At 66.7% G+C, this 19,267-nt stretch carries 11 protein-coding genes and 1 pseudogene; 10 read left to right on the forward strand and 2 right to left on the reverse strand.

Features of this window, described 5'->3' with window-relative positions:
* Positions 1-187 precede the first annotated feature (187 nt).
* Both ACNANG_RS24900 and ACNANG_RS24905 read left to right on the forward strand, forming a co-directional pair.
* A complete protein-coding gene (locus ACNANG_RS24900; protein ID WP_420225292.1) occupies positions 188-1,003 on the forward strand; it encodes a hypothetical protein in 816 nt (271 codons plus the stop codon).
* A 5-nt stretch (positions 1,004-1,008) separates the two neighbouring features.
* Positions 1,009-1,611, forward strand: coding sequence for a GGDEF domain-containing protein (locus ACNANG_RS24905; RefSeq protein WP_420225293.1), 603 nt, complete (start codon positions 1,009-1,011; stop codon positions 1,609-1,611).
* Positions 1,612-1,628: 17 nt separating this feature from the next.
* Here ACNANG_RS24905 and dbpA read toward each other — a convergent pair whose 3' ends face one another.
* Positions 1,629-3,008, reverse strand: a complete 1,380-nt coding sequence (gene dbpA, locus ACNANG_RS24910) for an ATP-dependent RNA helicase DbpA (RefSeq protein WP_420225295.1) — start codon at positions 3,006-3,008, stop codon at positions 1,629-1,631.
* A 135-nt stretch (positions 3,009-3,143) separates the two neighbouring features.
* On the opposite strand from dbpA, the gene ACNANG_RS24915 reads away from it, so the two are divergent.
* From ACNANG_RS24915 to alkB, 5 genes and pseudogenes are all read left to right on the forward strand, one after another.
* On the forward strand, positions 3,144-3,869 hold the full coding sequence (locus tag ACNANG_RS24915) for an RNA pseudouridine synthase (protein WP_420225296.1): 726 nt from the start codon (positions 3,144-3,146) through the stop codon (positions 3,867-3,869).
* A gap of 16 nt (positions 3,870-3,885) precedes the next feature.
* On the forward strand, positions 3,886-7,566 hold the full coding sequence (gene recC, locus ACNANG_RS24920; RefSeq protein ID WP_420225297.1) for an exodeoxyribonuclease V subunit gamma: 3,681 nt from the start codon (positions 3,886-3,888) through the stop codon (positions 7,564-7,566).
* The gene (gene recB, locus ACNANG_RS24925; RefSeq protein WP_420225298.1) at positions 7,563-11,663 is read left to right on the forward strand and encodes an exodeoxyribonuclease V subunit beta; all 4,101 of its coding nucleotides are present in this window, start codon (positions 7,563-7,565) and stop codon (positions 11,661-11,663) included. The genes recC and recB overlap by 4 nt, the downstream gene beginning before the upstream one ends.
* A gap of 49 nt (positions 11,664-11,712) precedes the next feature.
* Positions 11,713-13,986 (forward strand): exodeoxyribonuclease V subunit alpha, encoded by a 2,274-nt coding sequence (recD, locus tag ACNANG_RS24930; RefSeq protein ID WP_420225300.1) that lies wholly within the window; start codon positions 11,713-11,715, stop codon positions 13,984-13,986.
* Positions 13,986-14,638: pseudogene (gene alkB, locus ACNANG_RS24935) on the forward strand (DNA oxidative demethylase AlkB). Before recD ends, alkB begins: the two are co-directional and overlap by 1 nt.
* Here alkB and ACNANG_RS24940 read toward each other — a convergent pair.
* Entirely contained in the window at positions 14,635-15,108 is a 474-nt protein-coding gene (locus ACNANG_RS24940; RefSeq protein WP_420225302.1) for a DMP19 family protein, read from the reverse strand. The pseudogene alkB and the gene ACNANG_RS24940 sit on opposite strands and share 4 nt — an antisense overlap.
* A gap of 199 nt (positions 15,109-15,307) precedes the next feature.
* Here ACNANG_RS24940 and ACNANG_RS24945 point away from each other — a divergent pair, with 199 nt between their 5' ends.
* From ACNANG_RS24945 to ACNANG_RS24955, 3 genes are read left to right on the forward strand one after another with little or no spacing between them, the layout of a single operon-like run.
* The gene (locus tag ACNANG_RS24945) at positions 15,308-15,676 is read left to right on the forward strand and encodes a hypothetical protein (protein ID WP_420225304.1); all 369 of its coding nucleotides are present in this window, start codon (positions 15,308-15,310) and stop codon (positions 15,674-15,676) included.
* The gene (locus ACNANG_RS24950; protein WP_420225306.1) at positions 15,673-17,301 is read left to right on the forward strand and encodes a M48 family metalloprotease; all 1,629 of its coding nucleotides are present in this window, start codon (positions 15,673-15,675) and stop codon (positions 17,299-17,301) included. The genes ACNANG_RS24945 and ACNANG_RS24950 overlap by 4 nt, the downstream gene beginning before the upstream one ends.
* Positions 17,298-19,190: a CHASE2 domain-containing protein gene (locus ACNANG_RS24955; protein ID WP_420225307.1), complete on the forward strand. Its 1,893-nt coding sequence runs from the start codon at positions 17,298-17,300 to the stop codon at positions 19,188-19,190. The genes ACNANG_RS24950 and ACNANG_RS24955 overlap by 4 nt, the downstream gene beginning before the upstream one ends.
* Positions 19,191-19,267: the final 77 nt, after the last annotated feature.

Below are 19,267 nucleotides of genomic sequence, written 5' to 3' on the forward strand. Positions count from 1 at the left end.
GCCGCTGTACGCGCCCCCGCGGATCGCCTCGCGGGCCACCCTGACGGAGACGACGATCGCCATAGCCTCGCCTACGCCTGTTCCGCCCAGTGGCAGTCCGTCCGCCGGTCGCACCCCCGCGTCGTCGATCCGTAATCTGAAGCTGGTCCAAAGCCGCCATCGGCTCGCCATTCTGGTTACGCTGGCCTTGACCTTGGTCGTGCAGTGGTCGGCCACCTTGTATTGGATCGTTGCCGAGGGCAATGCCACGCGGTTGCGCGCGGAGGACGTGCTGCGGCAGATGACGATTGCGATGCGAGAGCAGTCCGAACGCCTGTTGCACGACGTCGATTCATCGGTCAAGACCGCGAAATTCTGGATGGATACCCATCCGGGGGACGATCCCCGCACCGATCCGGAATTCGGGCGCCTCGTTACCCTGCTGCGGGAGTCGTCGGGCGGACTGATCGACATCCATGTCGTGTCGACCGACGGGCTGTCGTACAGCCTGCCGGCACAGCGTGGCGTCAAGCCGCAAAGCGTGGCTGACCGGGATTTCTTCAAGGCCTACAGGCAGTCGCCGTCTTCGAACATGATGATCGGCGCGCCTGGACGCGTGCCAGGCACCGGCCAGCTGGCGGTGCCGGTCGCGTCCAAGCTGGACCGCCCGTTGCACGGCATTTCGATGGTCTACGCGTCGATCGAAATCACGCACCTGAGCGGCATGTACGAGGATATCCGCTTCAAGCCGAATGGCACGGTCGCGCTGCTGCGGGATGACGGGGTCGTGCTGGTGCGGGCGCCGTTTGTGGAACAGTACGTCGGCCGGTCGATCGCCGCGGGGTATGACTATCTGCGGCATATCCAGAATGGCCAGTCGGGCATGTATATGTCCGGGAATTCGGCGCTGGACGGGCTGGAACGCCTGGTCAGTTATATCCGGCTGACGGACTACCCGTTGACCGTGATCGTATCGGCGGGGGCGAGGACACGTTCCGCGCGTGGAAGGAGACGCGCCGCCTGACCGTCGTGACCGGATTGCTGATCTCCGCGCTGTTGATCGCGGGCGCATTGGGCGGCTTTTATGTCCTGGGGGTGGTGCAGCAGTCCGAAATCACTCTGCGACGGCTGGCCCTGTTCGACGCCCTGACGGGCTGGCTGAATCGCCACGCCTTCGACGACGCGGCCCAGCGGGAGTTCACGGTGGCAGGCCGGCAGTCGCGGCCTTTGACGGTCATGTCACTGGACATCGACCACTTCAAGCGGGTGAACGACACCTATGGGCACGCGGCGGGCGATGTGGTGCTGCGCAAGCTGAGCCGCCAGTGGGCCAAGAGCCTGCGCTCGTCCGACATCATGGGGCGCCTTGGCGGCGAGGAATTTGCGGTGATCATGCCGGACACCGGCGCGGAGCAGGCCGCCGACATTGCCCGGCGGTTGCTGGAGGAAACGCGGGCACTGGTGATTCAGGTCGACGAGGCCGTGATCCAGGTCACGCTGAGCATTGGCCTGGCGACCCTGTCACCCTTCGATTTCAGCTTTGACGACGTGCTGAGGCGATCCGACGAGGCGCTGTACAACGCCAAGCGCGAAGGGCGCGACCAGGTCGTGGTCGCGGCGTCGCAGCGCTGACTTACATCCAACCTGACTTACATCAATCGCATGCGGAAACGTTTGCCCTTGATGTTGCCCTGGCTGAGCGTGGCGCATGCCGCTTTCGCAATATGCCGGTCCAGCGCGACAAAGCTCGCGAATTCGGCGATATGGATCTTGCCGACCTGGTCCTTGGTCAGGCCGCCGTCGCCGGTCAGCGCGCCCAGGATGTCTCCCGGGCGCAATTTGTCTTTCTTACCGCCCTGAATGCATAACGTCACCATCGGTGCGCGCAGCGGGCCGCCGGGGGCGGGGGTCAGCTGCTTCAAGTCGGACCAACGGATCGGCTTACCCTGGTAATTCTCGATCAGGTTCGCCCACCGCATTTCGTAAGGCGCGACCAGATTCAGGGCCAGTCCTTTTTCCTGCCCGCGCCCGGTGCGGCCGATGCGGTGCACGTGCACTTCGGTGTCCTGCGTCACGTCCACGTTGATCACGGCGGCCAGCGATGCAATGTCCAGCCCACGCGCGGCCACGTCGGTCGCAACCAGCACCGAGCAGCTGCCGTTGGCGAACTGGATCAGCACATCGTCCCGCTCGCGCTGCTCCAGGTCCCCATGCAACGCCATGGCGCTGAAGCCCCGGGCCACCAGTTCTTCAGCCAGTTCACGCACCTGCACCTTGGTATTGCAGAAGGCAATGGTGGAGGCGGGCCGAAAGTGTTCCAGCAACTGGGCCACCGCGGCGTTGCGTTGATCCGGTTGGATTTCGAAGAAGTGCTGTTCGATCTGGCTGGCGTCCACCAGGGATTCGACCTTGACCTCGGCCGGGTTGCGCATGAAGCGCGCGCTGGCCTTGCGGATGTCGTCGGCATAGGTGGCCGAAAACAGCAGGGTCTGGCGTTTGGGCGGGCAGGCCGACACGACGCGGATCACGTCTTCCATGAAACCCATGTCGACCATGCGGTCCGCTTCGTCCAGGACCAGGGTCTGCAGCCGGGACAGGTCGATGCTGCCACGGTCGATGTGGTCGATCAGGCGGCCCGGCGTGCCCACGACGATATGCGCGCCGTGCTCCAGCGATTCCACCTGCGGTCGGATGGGCGATCCGCCGGTCAGCGTCAGGGTCTTGATGTTGCCGGCAAACCGGGCCAGGCGGCGCAGTTCCCCGGCTACCTGGTCGGCCAGCTCGCGCGTCGGGCACAGCACGAGGGCCTGCGTGCCGAAGTCGGCCGCGGCCAGTTTGTGCAGAATGCCCAGGCCAAAGGTGGCGGTCTTGCCGCTGCCGGTCTTGGCCTGGGCGATCAGGTCGCGCCCTTGCAGGATCAGCGGCAGGCTTTCGGCCTGAATCGGCGTCATGTCGGTGTATCCCAGGCTGTCAAGATTGGCCAGGATGGCGGGGGCCAGCGGCAGACTGGAAAACGAGGTGGTGGTCACGGTAGGCGCCAATAGGAGCGGAAAGGGGCAAAGTCTAGCAGGCAGCCTCGAACAGCGGGGAAAGGGAGGGGGCGACGGGAACGGATCCGCGCCGCCCGGTAGAATGAAGGTCTTCGTACCGCCGACCTGACCCTGATGACCGACTCCGTTCGCCTTGCCAAACATGTCGCCGAGATGGCAGGCTGCTCGCGCCGCGAGGCCGAACAGCTGATCGAAGGGGGCTGGGTCCGGGTAGACGGCAACGTGGTGGAAGAAGCCGGGTTTCGCCTGGCCGCCGGCCAGCAGACCGACATCGATCCCGCCGCCCGGCCCGTGCCGGTGGAGCCGGTCACCATCCTGTGGCACAAGCCGGCGGGCCTGCCCGTGAATGACCACGGCGATTCCGCGCTGCGTTCATTGACTGCCGACACACGGCTGCCGTCGGACCGGTCCAACCTGCGGTTCCTGAAAAAGCACCTGTCCAATCTCGACGTGGTCACGCCGATCGACGCGGCGGCCAGCGGGTTGGTCGTGCTGACGCAGGAATATCGCATCGCCCGAAAGTTGCGGGACGACGCGCCCCGCATCGAACATGAATATCTGGTGGAAGTGGCTGGCAATATTGTGCCGGACGGTCTGGCTCGCCTGAACGCGGGCGGCTTCTATCGAGGCAAGGCGATGCCTGCCGCCAAGATCAGCTGGCAGAACGAGACCCGGTTGCGGGTCGCCATCAAGACGCCGCCCGACGGGCTGATCGGCCACCTGTGCGCGCAGGTCGGCCTGGGGGTCAAAACGATCAAACGCCTGCGCATCGGCCGCCTTCCGCTGGCCGGGCTGGAGCCGGGCCAGTGGCGCTACCTGCTGGGCTATGAGCGGTTCTGACAAGGAGAGGTCGGGCATGAACACGTCGGGTGGTGGCGCTTCCTTGGCGCCGGGCTTCATGGTGGTCCACAGCAATCGCCTGGAAGACCTGCGCAGCCTGGCCGTGTCCTGGATGCAGCGCTATCCCCTTGCGCCGCTGGAAAACGAGGTGATCCTGGTCCAGAGCAACGGGATCGCACAGTGGCTCAAGCTGGCGCTGGCCGAGGACCCCGCGGCGGATGACGCGACGTCGGCGCCCGGCGCATCGTCGTCGTCCTTCAGCGGCGGTGGCCACGGCTGCGGCATCGCGGCAGCGATTGACGTGCAGTTGCCGGCCCGTTTCCTGTGGACGGCGTACCGCGCCGTGCTGGGTCGGGCGTCGATCCCGGAAAGCTCGCCCCTCGACAAGGCCAGTCTGACGTGGCGCCTGATGCGCCTGCTGCCTACGCTGATGGATAGGGAATCCTTTGGGCCGCTGCGCCGGTTCCTGCACGATGATGCGCAGATGCGCAAGCTGCATCAGCTGTCGGAGCGGCTGGCCGATCTGTTCGACCAGTATCAGGTGTACCGCGCCGATTGGCTGGACGACTGGGCCCATGGGCGCGACCAGGTGATCACGTCGCGCAACGGGGTGCGGGCGCTGCACGGGCAGGAATGCTGGCAGCCCGCGTTGTGGCGCGCGCTGCTGGAAGATGTCGGCGCCGAAAGCATGGCGCAGAGCCGCGCCGGGGTGCATCAACGTTTCATGTCCACCCTGCGCACGCTGACCAAGCGGCCGGCGGGGCTGCCGCGCCGGATCATGGTGTTCGGCATCTCGTCCATGCCGGCCCAGGCCCTGGAAGCGCTGGCTGCTCTGGGCAAGATGTGCCAGGTGCTGCTGTGCGTGCACAACCCGTCGCAGCATCATTGGACCGATATCGTTGCCGACCAGGATCTGCTGCGTCACCAATATCAGCGGCAACGCCGCAAGCCCGGCATGCCGGCCGTGATCGATGCGGCCGTGCTGCATCGGCATGGCCACCCGTTGCTGGCCGCGTGGGGCAAGCAGGGCCGCGACTACATCCACCTGCTCGACAGCTTCGATGCGCCCGACCAGTACCGTGAGGCCTTTGCGGACGTGAGCGATCGTCGCATCGACCTGTTTACGGAACAACCGGCCGACTCGCTGCTGACGCAGCTGCACGACGACGTGCTGCAGCTGCGCGCCATGGAAGAGACGCGCGAGACCTGGCCGCCGGTAGACCTGGAGACGGACACGTCGATCCGCTTTCATGTCGCGCATGGCCCGCAGCGTGAGGTCGAAATCCTGCATGATCAACTGCTGGCGCGGTTCAGTGCCGATCCGACCCTGCGGCCGCGTGACATCATCGTGATGGTGCCGGCGATCGACACCTACGCGCCGCACATTCAGGCCGTGTTCGGGCAGATCGACCACACCGACGACCGCTACATTCCCTTCACGCTGGCCGACCAGGGGCAGCGCGGCCGCGAGCCGCTCTTGATCGCCGTCGAGCATCTGCTGCGCCTGCCCGAAAGCCGCTTTGCCGTCAGCGACGTGCTGGACCTGCTGGACGTGCCCGCGCTGCGGCATCGTTTCGGCATCAACGAGTCGGACCTGCCCACCTTGCACCGCTGGATACAGGGCGCGGGCATCCGCTGGGGGCTGGACGCCGCGCAGCGTGCATCGCTGGACCTGCCGGGCGGCATGGAGCAGAACACCTGGCGATTCGGGCTGCGGCGGATGCTGCTGGGATACGCGGTGGGGCAGGGCGACAGTTTCGACGGCATCGAACCGTATGACGAGATCGGTGGACTGGACGCCGCGTTGATCGGGCCGCTGGTTGGGCTGCTCGACGCGCTGGATGCCACGCGCGACCAGTTGGCGGCCGATGCCGCCCCCGCCACCTGGGTCGCCCGGCTGCGCACGATGCTGGCCCGCTTCTTCCTGGCCGATGACGATCGCGACCTGGTGCAGTTGGGCCGGCTCGAACAGTTGCTGGAAGACTGGGAAACGACCTGCGAGAGCGTCGGCCTGACCGAACGGCTGCCGCTGACCGTGGTGCGCGAAGCATGGCTGCAGGCGCTGGACCAGGGGCGGCTGAACCAGCGTTTTCTGGCGGGCGCCGTCAATTTCTGCACCTTGATGCCCATGCGCGCCATTCCCTTCCGTGTGGTGTGCCTGCTCGGGATGAACGATGGCGATTACCCGCGCGCGCAGCCGCCGCTGGACTTCGACCTGATGGGCGGCGACTACCGGCCGGGCGACCGGTCGCGCCGTGAGGACGATCGCTATCTGCTGCTGGAAGCGGTGCTGTCGGCGCGCGAGCAGCTGTATGTCAGCTGGGTGGGCCGCAGCATTCGGGACAATAGCGAGCGGCCCCCGTCGGTGCTGGTGGGGCAGTTGCGGGATCACCTGGCGGCGGGTTGGCAGACCGTGGATGACAGCGACCTGCTGGACGCGCTGACGGTGGTGCATCCGCTGCAGCCGTTCAGCGCGCGTTATTTCTTGCCTGCGGCTGAAGCCACCGCCGCGGGGCTGGACGGCCGGCGTGCGGGCGCGGTGGCGTCGTCCGTGACGGGCCCCGCAGGATTGTTCAGTTATGCCCGCGAATGGGCAGTGCTGCATGGTGGGGGCGACGCTGATTCTGGATCGGCATCGGGATCCGCATCGGGATCGGCGTCGGATCCGGCGCTGACCAGCGCCAACGCGCCGGCCGCCTGGACGCCGCCCGATACCATCGACGTGGCGGAACTGCAGCAATTCCTGCGCGATCCGTTGCGGACCTTTTTCAATCAGCGCCTGAACGTGTTCTTTGATGATGACACGCCCGAGGCCATCGACGACGAACCTTTCGCCCTGGACCCGCTGCAGCGCTTTGCGCTGAGCGACAGCCTGCTGCAGGCCGGCATGGCGGCCACCTCGCACCAGGAAGCCGAAGACGCGTTGGCCCGACGGGCCACGCAACTGCGCCGCAGCGGCTTGTTGCCCATGGCCGGGTTCGGTGAAAAGCAGCAAGCCGGGTTGATGGTGCCGCTGCCCGATCTGCTGGCGCGCTATCGCGAGGCGCGCGATGCCTGGCCGGTGGAAGTCGCATCCCCTTGGCCAGTCGATTTCCATCACGCCGATCTGCGGGTGGAAGGTTGGCTGGGCGGCTTGCGCCAGGCGGACGGCGACACCGCGCGGCATGCCGTGCTGTCGGCCGTGCCCAATGGATTGCTGGCCTCGGCGCGCGCGCTCAAGTGGCATCGGCTGACGCGCCTGTGGGTGACGCACCTGGCCGGCAACGCCAGCGGGCTGGACCTGACCAGCATCGTGGTCGCGTCGGACGTGACCTTGACGTTCGAGCCTGTCCCGCCGGGGTATGCGGCCCAGGCGTTAAGCGAACTGGTGCACGGGTGGTGCGCAGGCATGGCCGAGCCCCTGCCGGTAGCGCTGCGCAGTGCGTTCGTGTGGTTGGCGAATGTCGAGACAGAACAGGCGCAGCCGGGGCAGACGGACGCCAAAGCTTTTGACGAAGCCCGCAAGGTCTATGAAGGCGGCTTAAACACCCCGGGCGAAGTGGCCCAGAACCCCTATCTGGCCCGCCACTACCCGAGCGCGGACGCGCTGTTTGCGGACGGCCGTTTTGCCCACTGGGCCGAGCGGCTGTACCGGCCATTATTCGAGGCCGGTACAGCCGCGCTGGAAACCGCCGTCAAGGCAAAGGCGCCGGCATGACGACACACACACGTAACGATGCCGACGACGAGCCGATGTTTCCGGATGACGATGCGCCCATGTTTCCCGATTCGCAGTTGGGGTCGGCAGCGGACGATGAACCGATGTTCCCGGATGACGTACCGATGTTTCCGGATGACGGCAGCGGCGGAGCGCGCGATGGCGATGACGAAGACGCGTTATGTTTCAATGAAGACGATGACCCGGACGTCGACGGTGCGGACCCTGACGACTTCGTGGAAGACGATCTGTCCGATGCCCCGCTGGCCCTGCGCTTTCCGCTGCGCGGCAGCCGGCTGATCGAAGCCAGCGCCGGGACCGGCAAGACCTTCACGATTTCGGCCCTGTATGTGCGGCTGGTGCTGGGCCACGGCGGTCCGGGCCTCGCGTTCCCCCGCGAAATGGCGCCGCCGGACATCCTGGTCATGACCTTTACCGATGCAGCCACGCAGGAACTGCGCGACCGGATTCGCGCGCGGCTGGCCCAGGCGGCACGGTTCTTTCGCGAAGACATTGCCGCGCCCGATCCGCTCATGGCGCGCCTGCGCGCGGGCTATCCGCGCTCGGCCTGGCCGGGCAACGCCACCAAGCTGGACATTGCAGCGCAGTGGATGGACGAAGCGGCCGTATCGACCATTCACGGCTGGTGCCAGCGCATGTTGCGCGAACACGCCTTCGACAGCGGCAGCCTGTTCACCCAGACCCTGGCCACCGACCACACCGATCTGCTGGCCGATGTGGTCCGCGATTACTGGCGGCAGCATTGCTATGGCCTGACAGGCGCCGCCCTGGACTGGGTCGAGGCCAACTGGAAAACGCCTGACGGGTTGCGCGCGAAGATCACCGGTCTGCTGGGCGCGACGGAGCCTTCGACCCAGTTGCCGCCTTTGGGCGATCTGATTGCCGGCACGCTGGCGGAACGGCGGCGGCAGCTGGCCGAGCTGAAGGCGCCGTGGGCCGCGTGGATGGCCGACCTGATGCCCCACATCGAGGCTGCCTGCGCGGCCAAGCAGGTGGATGGACGCAAGCTGCAAGTGGCGCGCACGCGGGGCTGGTGCGATCTGGTGACGGCCTGGGCCACGACGCCAGACATCGAGACGCTGGACATCAAGACCGGCTTTGAACGCCTGACGCCCCAAGGCATTGCCGAGGTCTGGAAAAGCGGCACGCCGCTGACCCATCCGGCGCTGGACGCCATGGCCGGACTGCAGCGCGCGCTGGCCTCGTTGCCGCAGCCCGACACGGCGCTGCTGCGGCATGCCGCGCAATGGGTGCGCCACCGCTTCGACCAGGAAAAGCGCCGTCGCGCCGAGATGGGATTCGACGACATGCTGCAACGACTGGACGACGCCCTGCACGGGGAGAACGGCGACCGGCTGGCCGACCTGATCCGGACCCAGTTTCCGGTAGCAATGGTGGACGAATTCCAGGACACCGACCCCGTGCAGTACCGGATCTTCGACAAGGTCTATCAGGTCGAGAAGAACCGCGACGATTGCGCGTTGCTGATGATCGGTGATCCCAAGCAGGCCATCTACGCCTTCCGGGGCGCCGACATCTACACCTACTTGCGCGCGCGGTCCGCCACGGAGGGCCGGCACGCGTCGCTCGATACCAACTTCCGGTCCAGCCAGGCGATGGTTGCAGCGGTCAACCGCGTGTTCGGCATGGCCGAAGACCGGCCGGCGGGACGGGGCGCTTTCCTGTTCCGGCGCGGCAGCGGCAATCCCGTGCCCTTTCTGCCGGTGGGCGCGGCAGGGCGCGGAGAACGCTTCGTGGAAGGCGCCGAGGCTTCGGCAACGCATTCCGGGGCGTCATTGACCGTCTGGCATCTGGCCAGCGACACACCGGTTGGCAGCGGGCCGTATCGTGAGCGCCTGGCGGGCGGCTGCGCAAGCGACATCGTGCGCCTGCTGAATCTGTCGTCACAAGGCGAAGCCGGCTTTGCCCGCGACAGTGCGCCACTGACACCGCTGCGTCCGGCCGACATCGCGATCCTGGTTCGTGATTTTGCCGAGGCCCGCGCCATTCGAAGCGCGTTGTCGCAGCGGGGAGTGCGCAGCGTGTACCTGTCGGACAAGGATTCCGTCTTTGACGGGCAGGAGGCCAGCGACGTGCTGGCGTGGCTCAAAGCATGTGCCGAGCCGGATCTGGACCGGCCGCTGCGCGCGGCGCTGGCCACCCGCACGCTGGCCTTGCCGCTGGCGGCGCTGGAACGCATCAACCAGGACGAACGCCATTGGGAAGACCGCGTCATGCAGTTCCGCCAGTACCGGGGATTGTGGCGCAAGCAGGGCGTGCTGCCGATGCTGCGGCGCCTGCTGCACGACTTCGGCCTGCCCCGAGCGCTGATGCAGCGGCCCGACGGCGAACGGGTGCTGACCAACCTGCTGCATCTGGCCGAACTGTTGCAGCAGGCCGCATCGGAACTGGATGGCGAGCAGGCGGTGATCCGGCATCTGGCCGAACACCTGGGCCAGCCCGGACAGACGGCCGAAGAGCAGGTGCTGCGCCTGGAAAGCGACGAACAACTGGTGCGCGTGGTGACGGTGCATAAGTCCAAGGGCCTGGAATATCCGCTGGTCTTTCTGCCCTTTGTGTGTGCCTTCAAACCCGTGGATCCGGCGCGGCCCCCGGTGCGGTTCCACGATGCGCAGGGCCGGTTGGTGGTGCGCACGGCGCCCGATGCGGACGACGTTGCGCGGGCCGATGATGAACGGCTGGCCGAAGACCTGCGGCTGTTGTACGTCGCCCTGACCCGCGCGCAGCATGCGTGCTGGATCGGCGTGGCAGATCTGAAGCGCCGTGGAGATGCGTCGGTGCTGCATCGGTCCGCCCTGGGCTATCTGTTGGGCGGAGGAGACCCGCTGCCGCATAGCGGCGCGTTGACGGAATGGTTGAATGATCTGACGAGAGACCATCCTGCCGTGCGCGTCGTGCCGGCGCCCGACGTGACACGAACCCCGGTGCATCAGCCCCCCGTGATCCAGCGTGCGCCGGACGTGCGGCGGCCGCAGCGCGGCAAGGCGGACCACTGGTGGATCGCGTCCTACAGCGCCCTGACGATCGCGGATCAGCGGGTGGGAAAACACGATGGGTGGGATGGCCTTGTGCCCGAGGTGAATGGCGACGACAGCTTTCCTGACGACAGCGTCGCCGGCGACCTATCCGCCAGCGACCTGGACACGCTCGCTTTCGGTGACCGCGATCCACACTTTGGCGATCCGCAATACGGCGATTTGAGCCCCGACACGCCCGAGGCGCAAAAGGCCTTTGACGACGACACTCCCGACACCGGCGACACGCTGGATTCCGCCTACGCTACCGGAACGCCGGGCGTGGGCCTGCACGGATTTCCCCGAGGACCCAATCCGGGGACCTTTCTGCACGGCTTGCTGGAGTGGGCCGGCGACGAAGGGTTCGGCACGGCCGCCGCCGACCGGGATGCCCTGCTCGACGCCGTGGCCCGCCGCTGCAACCGCCGCGGCTGGGAAGCGTGGATCCAGCCCCTGAGCGACTGGCTTGCTGCACTGCTGGTTTGCCCGCTGCCTGCTGGCGGCGGTGCGCCAGTGAAGCTGGCCGAACTGGCCGCCTACCAGGTCGAAATGGAATTCTGGTTCCAAAGCACCCGGGTCGACGTCACGCGCATGGATGCGCTGGTCCGACGCCATACCCTGGGTGGCGCGGCGCGTGCACCGGCCAATCCGGCGTTGCTCAATGGCATGTTCAAAGGATTCGTCGACCTGGTGTTCGAGCACGACGGCCGCTATTACGTGGCCGACTACAAGTCCAACTGGCTGGGCGATGACGACGCAGCCTATACGCAAGACACCATGCGCAAGGAAATGCTGAAGAAGCGCTACGACCTGCAATACGTGCTCTACCTGCTTGCGCTTCACCGGCAGTTGAAGGTGCGTCTGCCGGACTATGACTACGACCGTCATGTGGGCGGCGCCTTATACCTGTTCCTGCGCGGCAGCCGCGCGCCGTCCAAGGGGGCATTCCATACGCGTCCGCCGCGCGTGCTGATCGACGCGCTGGACGCGATGTTTGCCGGGCGTGGAGCGGCCGCAGACGCGCCAGGAGAGTCGGCATGACACACACGGCTCGCAGCGCACGGTCCGCACTTCCAAACAAAGGGCCGGCATGAAAAAGAAGCCTGTTGTGTCCGAGGGGCAGGGCGATCTGTTTGCGGGGATCCCCATGCCCGGCAGCGCCCCCGTTGCGCCGTCCGCGCACCTGAACGACAGCACATCGCTGCTGACCGTACTCGAGCAATGGACGCAGCGCGGCTGGCTGCGCGCGCTGGATCTGGCGTTCGTGGGCTTCCTGGACCGGCTGCGTCCAGGCGCGGATCCCCGCCTGCTGGTGGCGGCCGCGCTCGCCAGTCACCAGCTGGGCCATGGCCATGTGTGCCTGGACCTGGGCGCAACGCTGGATAGCCCGGACTTTGCGTTGTCCTTGCCGCCCGAAGGCGACACAGGACGGGGGCCGACACCTTTGCCGTCCGACGTGCTGTCCGGCCTGGATGTCGAAGGGTGGCGCGCAGCGTTGGCGACCAGCCCGCTGGTCGAGCAGGTCGATGCTACGCACCGCATCGCCAGCAACGATCCCGCCTTGGCCGACCGGCCCCTGGTGCTGCTGGGTCACCGGCTGTATCTGCGCCGGTATTGGCGCTACGAGCGGCGCGTGGGCGACGCCCTGCGCGCGCGGTTAAGTTTGCCACCGGCGCCGCCGCCTGACCTGGAAGCCAGCCTGGCCGCCTTGTTTCCGCGGCCAGCGGCGGCGGACGCGCCGTCGGGTGCGGGCTCCGGTTTCGACGCGACCCCGTCCGATGGCACGCCCTCGACCGCGGCTTCTGGTCAATCCCGTACCGACTGGCAGAAACTTGCCTGCGCGCTGGCCGCCCGGGGCGCCTTCAGCATCATCACCGGTGGCCCGGGTACCGGCAAGACCACCACCGTCATCCGCCTGCTGGCGCTGCTGCAGCGCCCGGCGGTCGAGGCCGGGCAGCCGCTGCGCATCCGCCTGGCGGCGCCTACCGGCAAGGCGGCTGCGCGCCTGTCAACGTCCATTGGCGAGCAGGTCAGCAGGCTGGACGTGGCTGACGGCGTGCGCGCGGCCATCCCCACGGACGTCACGACCTTGCATCGTTTGCTGGGCAATCGTCCCGACAGCCGCCATTTCCGCCACCACGCCGGACATCTGCTGCCCCTGGATGTGCTGGTGATCGACGAAGCGTCCATGGTCGATCTGGAAATGATGGCGGCCGTGCTCGATGCCTTGCCGCTGCATGCCCGCCTGGTGCTGCTGGGCGACAAGGATCAGCTGGCGTCGGTGGAAGCCGGCGCCGTCCTGGGCGACCTGTGCCGAGATGCCGAGGCGGGGCGCTATAGCGAGGCAACGCGTTTGTGGCTCGAGGCCGTGAGCGGCGACTTGGTGCAAGATCCGCAACTGCTGCCCGGTACCGATGACGACTACCCGCTCGCACAGCAGACGGTCATGCTTCGGCTGTCGCGTCGCTTCGGCGAAGGCAGCGGCATTGGCCGGCTGGCACGTGACGTCAACGCGGCCGATGCCGATGCGGCGCAGGCGACGCTCGAAGCCCTGTCACGCCAGCCGGGCAGCGACACGCGTTACATCGACCTGGAACGTGAAGGCGCCAAGGCGCTGGAAACGCTCGTGCTGGACGGCGACCCGACCCACCCGGCGGATCATGCCGACAGTGCGCCAATCGGCCAGGGCTACGGACATTACCTTGACGTGTTGCGCCGCGAACGTCCGCCGGCCGCCAGCGGGCCTGACGATCCGGCGTGGACGGACTGGGCCAGCGCGGTCCTTGCCGCCTTCGACGCATTTCAATTGCTATGCGCCGTGCGCAAAGGCGATTACGGCGTCGAACGCTTGAATGCCCGCATGGAAAGCGCGCTGACCGCACGCGGATGGATCGATGCCCGCCAAGCCTGGTACGAAGGGCGTCCCGTGCTGGTGACCCGCAATGACTATGGACTGGGGCTGATGAACGGCGACGTGGGCATTGCCCTGATGCTGCCCGAAGCGCCCACCCTGAACGGCGCCACGCGGGAAGCCCGGCTGCGCGTGGCGTTCCCGCGCAATGATGGCAGCGGCGGCCTGCGCTTCGTTCTGCCCAGCCGGCTGGGCGCCATCGAAACGGTGTATGCCATGACCGTGCACAAAGCGCAGGGCTCCGAATTTGCGCATACCGCACTGATCCTGCCGGAGGCGTTGAATCCGGTGTTGACGAAGGAATTGATCTACACCGGCATTACGCGGGCGAAGACGCGGTTCACGTTGATCGAGCCTCGCCGCGGCGTTTTCCGGGACGCGGTCGGCCGCCGGGTGAAGCGCCTGAGTGGCCTGGTCATGCACCTGTCGGCAACGCACGGGGCAGGGCGCTGATGACCGGCGACCTGTTCGACGCCTTGCCGGATGCACCGGGCGATCCTCAGCGCCTGGCCGACGGCGCCTGGCTGTTTCCCGGCCTTGCCCGGGACGACGCTCAAGCCTTGCTGGCCGCCATCCTGAGCGTGATCGATGCCGCACCCTTGCGCCACATGGTGACGCCGGGGGGCCATGAAATGTCGGTTGCCATGACCAACTGCGGGCCACTGGGCTGGGTGTCCGACGCCCGTGGCTACCGGTATTCCCCCACGGATCCGAACACGGGCCAGCCGTGGCCGGCCATGCCCGCGGTATTGCGCAAGCTGGCGATGCATGCAGCCGAGCGTGCCGGATATCCCGGCTATGCGCCCGATGCCTGCCTGATCAACCGCTATGTGCTGGGTGCACGCATGTCGCTGCACCAGGACAAGGACGAGCACGACGCGGCCGCGCCCATCGTCTCGCTATCATTGGGATTGCCGGCCACGTTTCTGTTCGGCGGAATGAAACGCGCCGACCGGCCGCAGCGTTATCGGCTGGCCCATGGCGACGTGGTGGTGTGGGGCGGACCATCGCGATTCGTGTTCCACGGTGTCGCGCCCCTGGCCAGGGAGATCACCGCGACGTGGGAGGTCACCGGTTCAACGTGACGTTCCGGAAGGTGACCTAAACCGGCGCCTGACTCCGCACCCATGCATCCACCGGCTCGCGCGATGCCTCGATAAAGTCAGCCGCCTCGGCCAGGAACGAGGATCCCTGGCGGAAATACTCGATCGATACCGCATGCAACGCGTTCTTGATATCGCTGGGCGACACGAAATCGGATGCCAGGAACTCCTGGTAGGCCGGCTGCGCATCCAGGCATAGCTCCACGGCCTGGCGATAGCTTTGCTGCGCGGTCGTGGCCTTGGCCTCCTGCAACATATCGTCGATCTCGGCCAGGTTCTCGCCCCGCGCGTTGTAGAACAGCTGCGCAAAGCCGCCCTGGTCCACGTTGTACTGGAAGAAACTTGCCAGATAGACCATGAACACCCGGCGGGGCGGACGCTGGGAACTGTCGGCATGCTGCAGCGTTTCCTGGATGACCCGGTTCAGCTGCGCCAACAGGTCGGTCGTATGGACAAGGGATTCGGGCGTCATGGCAATTCCGTAGGCAAAAGACTAGCCGTGACCTTACACGCTCCCGCCTTCAAGGCAGGCTACCAAGCGTGACGACACGCGGTGTCCTCCTCCTTTTGGCGCATGGCACCTCGTCCTTCCGGCAACTAGGATCACCCGGTGCGTCTGCGTCTTACTCCATCGCGTCGTACATCCCGGGGGGGACATTCACGATGCGGCAATGGGTGAAGCGTGGCGTGTGGGGCGCACTGGCGGTAACGGCGCAATTGCTGATCGTGCCGGCGGCCTGGGCGGGGAGGGCGACGTGATGGGGCCGGCGCCGAGCACCCGGGCCGCGCTGGACAGGTTCGACGATGCCGATGTCAATGCGCGCCGCGACACCATGGATGTTGCGGCGGTGACGTTCCCGCTGGAGATCCTTGAAACCCGCAGCGGGTATGTCCGGGTCAAGGATGCCGCGGGGGCCGACATGTGGCTGCGCAGCAGTCAGCTGCGGATCCGGCGCGACGCGCCAACCACCGTATGCGTCGCCAGCAACCGCCCTCAATATCAGGCGTCGACGCCGGGCATCGCCAGGAACTGCCCATGACCGCCGGCGGCGCTGCGTGTGCGGGCCTGGCGCTGACGTCGGCTTTGCTGTTGCTGACAGCGTGCGAAACCATGCCGAAGGCGATGTCCAACCTGCCGTTCGCCGACAAACTCGGGGCCGCGCCGGCCGTGCCTGCCGTGCAGGGTGCGCTGCCGCCGCCCGAAGCGCGTACCTGGCCCGATGATCAGGCCGATGTCCTCAACCAGCGGGCGCGGGGCTATGGGCTGGCGCGGATGCCGAATGCCGAAGCCTACCTGAACGCGCTGCACGCCCGCATCAAGGCCCAGGCGGGCGTGCCACAGTGGCCGGGCCGGGTGTACGTGCTGGGCAGTCCCACCCTGGACGCGTATGTCACGTCGGCCGGAAACATCTATGTTTCGCAGCTGTGGCTGGCGTCAGCCGAAAGCGAGGACGAGATCGTTGCGTTGCTCAGCCACGAATTCAGCCATGTCTATCTGCACTATCACCAGATCGACGCATCGGTCCAGGAAGGCGATCAAGCCGCCGGGCTGGCCGCCTTCACACTGGGTCTGATGGAAAAGCCGGTGCGCGGCTGGAGCCACACCGATACGCTGTCGACCAGCTACGCGCTGGGCCGCGACGTGATTGCATCGGCGTGGGGCCGGTCCCAGGAATCGGCGGCCGACCATCTGGGACTGAACGTGAGCCTGAAGCTGGGTTACGGGTACGAAGCCGGCTTCAAGACACTGCTGGAACGCATTGCAAGCTGGGAAGAACAGAACGCGGCCAGGCAGAAAACACTGAACTCCGAACTGCAGGATCCCACCGGCCAGGCAACGGCCGCACGCGTCATGCAGGATCAGGCTCGCAAGGTCGTGCCCAATGCCGGTGCACTCAACGAACCGATCAAAGAAGCATCAGCAAGCGTGGGTAGCTGGGTGGCCCAGAGCCGCGACCAGCTGAGCCAGTGGTGGAAGTCGGCCAACAGCAGTCATCCGGATATCGCGGTGCGAATGGATGCATTGGCCAAGGCGGTCGATGCCTTGCCATCGACGCGAGAGGATCCCGCCGCCCGCGTCGCGCCGTGGAAGCAGATGCAGTCCGATCCGCAGACCGCGACCATCCTGACCCACTACCGGCTGGCGGCCCAGGCCCTGGCCAACCTGGAAGATCCCAAGGCGCCCGCATTGGCGCAGCAAGCCGCAAGCGGACCGACCGCACGGCATGCCTTGCCCTTGCTCGCGCTTTACAAGGCGCGATTGGCCCAGCCCGCACGCGCGGGCGCAGCCGGCGCGAAGGATCCCGGGGCCGTGCTGGATGCCAACTTGCAGTCTGACGCGGACCGCAGTTGGGCGGTATATCTGGAACGGGCCATGCAGCTGCAGTCGTCAAGGCAGAGTCCGGCGGCCCGACGCGTCATGGATAGCGGCTTTGCCTACTTCGATGCGGCACGCGACGCCTGGCCCGAAGCGATCCGCTTTACCGGCCAGACGCAGGGGTGGCCGCAAGCAAAAACGCTGGCCGCAACCTGCGCCAAACGGTTCGCCGGCATGGCGGCTGCCTGCAACGACGCAGCCAGCAGCCCGGCCGAACAGACCGCGGCCAACGCGGACCGGCTGCGCAAGGAAAGGCAGGTCGTCGACCAGGTCATCAAGCCGCGATGAGCGCCCAGCATCCGGGGTACACGGTGCCGGGCAAGGCTGACGCCGTTCACGCGGACCCGCCGGGCGCGTCCAGTGCGCCAACGGCGGCGCGCGTGCCGGAGGGCTCAGCAACGGCAGCCGCCGACGATGTACACGCCACCTCGCACGGCATCTCTGCGGGGTCCGACCCGCCGGGCGCGCTTCCCCACGTCAGGGAAGACGGCCTTGTTTGCACGCATCTGGGACGCTGGCTGACCGCGTCGATCCCAGCGCCTAACGAACCGGCGTGCAATCTCACGCAAGCTGTGACGGCCTACGTCATGCTCGTGGTCATTTCGCTCTTGCTGCTAGCGCTGGGCAGTCAGATCAACGGCGGAAACCTGGCCGTTACGCGTTACTTTGCCCGGGCGCAAGCCCCGATCAGCGGGCTGGACTACGATCCGGCGGCACGCAGCCGTATCCTGGTGGTGCTGTACGACAGCCAGTTTCTGGCGGCCAACCGGTCGCCGTGGCCCTTGACCTATGGCGAGCACGCCGACTGGCTGGACCGCCTGGTGCCCGATGACAAGAACCTGCCCGCCGGCATCCTGGTCGACATCACCTTTGGCCAGGCAAGGGTGGACCGGACGCTGAACGAACTTGGGCAGACCTTATGCCGCATCAGGAATCAACATAAGGTGCCGATATTTCTGGCCGGCATCCCGTCCCCCACTACCGGGCAGTTGCAGGTTCGCGCGGATCTTCAGGCCATACGCGACAGGCAGGTGTCGCGTGACCGGCCGCGTGATCCGTGTTTCGAACTGGTGGGCGCGTCGATCAGTCTCGATCCGATCGACCGCCTGGTGTGGAGCTATCCGATCGCCACCTACCTGCACAATCAGGAATGGCAAGGCCAGCCCCCCAATGACCGTGCGCGGCCCGCCTTCCGCAGCGCGGCGCTGGCCCTGGCAACGGCGGTGACACGCGCGCCAGGCACCAATCCTCGCGACCCGACACGGGTGCCTGCCGTGGATGCCGACAAGCTAGGACCGGCGCCGCCCGCAATGGCGATGGTGTGGGGTTCAATGCCCGCCGAGCCCTTGACTGCCAATAATGCCTACATCGGATCCGGCGACGCCGGTCGGCATGTTCCGGACGGAGAGTGGCGCCATTGCACACTGACCCCCTCTGTCGTATCGATGTGGGTGCCGGGCTTTCTGCAGCGCCTGGCCGGACGCACGCCGCCACCGCGTCCGTGTCCCTATCATCAGACCCTGTCCATGGCAGACGTCGGCAGCATGGATCCGGCCCAGCTGGCGGCGATCGTCAGGGACCGTTATATCCTGGTTGGCGCGGCGATCCCCGGGTACAACGACCTGATCGAAACGCCGGTCCATGGCACGCTGCCCGGGATCTACCAGCATGCGATGGCGCTCGACAATCTGATGACCTACGGCGACCAGTACCGCCTGGACGAGTCCTGGAGCCTCCTGCCCTCGGCACACCTGTGGGTACCCGGTCTGGTGGTCATCTGCATCGTGTTCGCCATCCACCAGCTTTGGCGATGGGGACGCATCGGTCTGGCTGCGTGGGTCAAGAAGCGCGTCGGTGGCGCGCCCGCCAACGGTCATCACCTGACGGGGCGTCGTGTCTGGGCCTATCTGCTTACCGGCGACCCCGGCACGCTGCCAACGTCGGTCTGCGATCGGGTTGCGCATTCGCTAGTCAAGGTGCTGGGATGGGTCGTGCGCATCCTGCTGCAGGCGGCGATCGCGGCGGTCATGATCAGGATGCTGCAAGAGCACTACCGCATCGGCATGCTGCCCATCGCCGAACTGGTCGGCATGACCCTGGTGGCGGAAGGCCTGCAACATGTGCATCGGTTCGCCGGCATGCTGCGGGGCGATCCGGCGCCTGGGGGGAAACAGTGATGGGCGGGCTGGGGGACCGTCTGGCTGCGCGTCGCGCATGATACGGTCGGCCGCCTGTGTACGGCCCGCCTTATATG

The sequence above is a fragment of the Pigmentiphaga litoralis genome (assembly GCF_048632615.1).
Lineage (GTDB): Bacteria > Pseudomonadota > Gammaproteobacteria > Burkholderiales > Burkholderiaceae_B > Pigmentiphaga > Pigmentiphaga litoralis_B.

Excerpts from the sequence above, each read along its gene's own strand:
- recD (WP_420225300.1), top strand. The coding sequence starts at position 11,713 with ATGAAAAAGAAGCCTGTTGTGTCCGAGGGGCAGGGCGATCTGTTTGCG.
- ACNANG_RS24955 (WP_420225307.1), top strand. The coding sequence starts at position 17,298 with ATGAGCGCCCAGCATCCGGGGTACACGGTGCCGGGCAAGGCTGACGCC.
- ACNANG_RS24915 (WP_420225296.1), top strand. The coding sequence starts at position 3,144 with ATGACCGACTCCGTTCGCCTTGCCAAACATGTCGCCGAGATGGCAGGC.
- ACNANG_RS24950 (WP_420225306.1), top strand. The coding sequence starts at position 15,673 with ATGACCGCCGGCGGCGCTGCGTGTGCGGGCCTGGCGCTGACGTCGGCT.
- recC (WP_420225297.1), top strand. The coding sequence starts at position 3,886 with ATGAACACGTCGGGTGGTGGCGCTTCCTTGGCGCCGGGCTTCATGGTG.
- ACNANG_RS24945 (WP_420225304.1), top strand. The coding sequence starts at position 15,308 with ATGGGTGAAGCGTGGCGTGTGGGGCGCACTGGCGGTAACGGCGCAATT.
- recB (WP_420225298.1), top strand. The coding sequence starts at position 7,563 with ATGACGACACACACACGTAACGATGCCGACGACGAGCCGATGTTTCCG.
- ACNANG_RS24940 (WP_420225302.1), bottom strand. The coding sequence starts at position 15,108 with ATGACGCCCGAATCCCTTGTCCATACGACCGACCTGTTGGCGCAGCTG.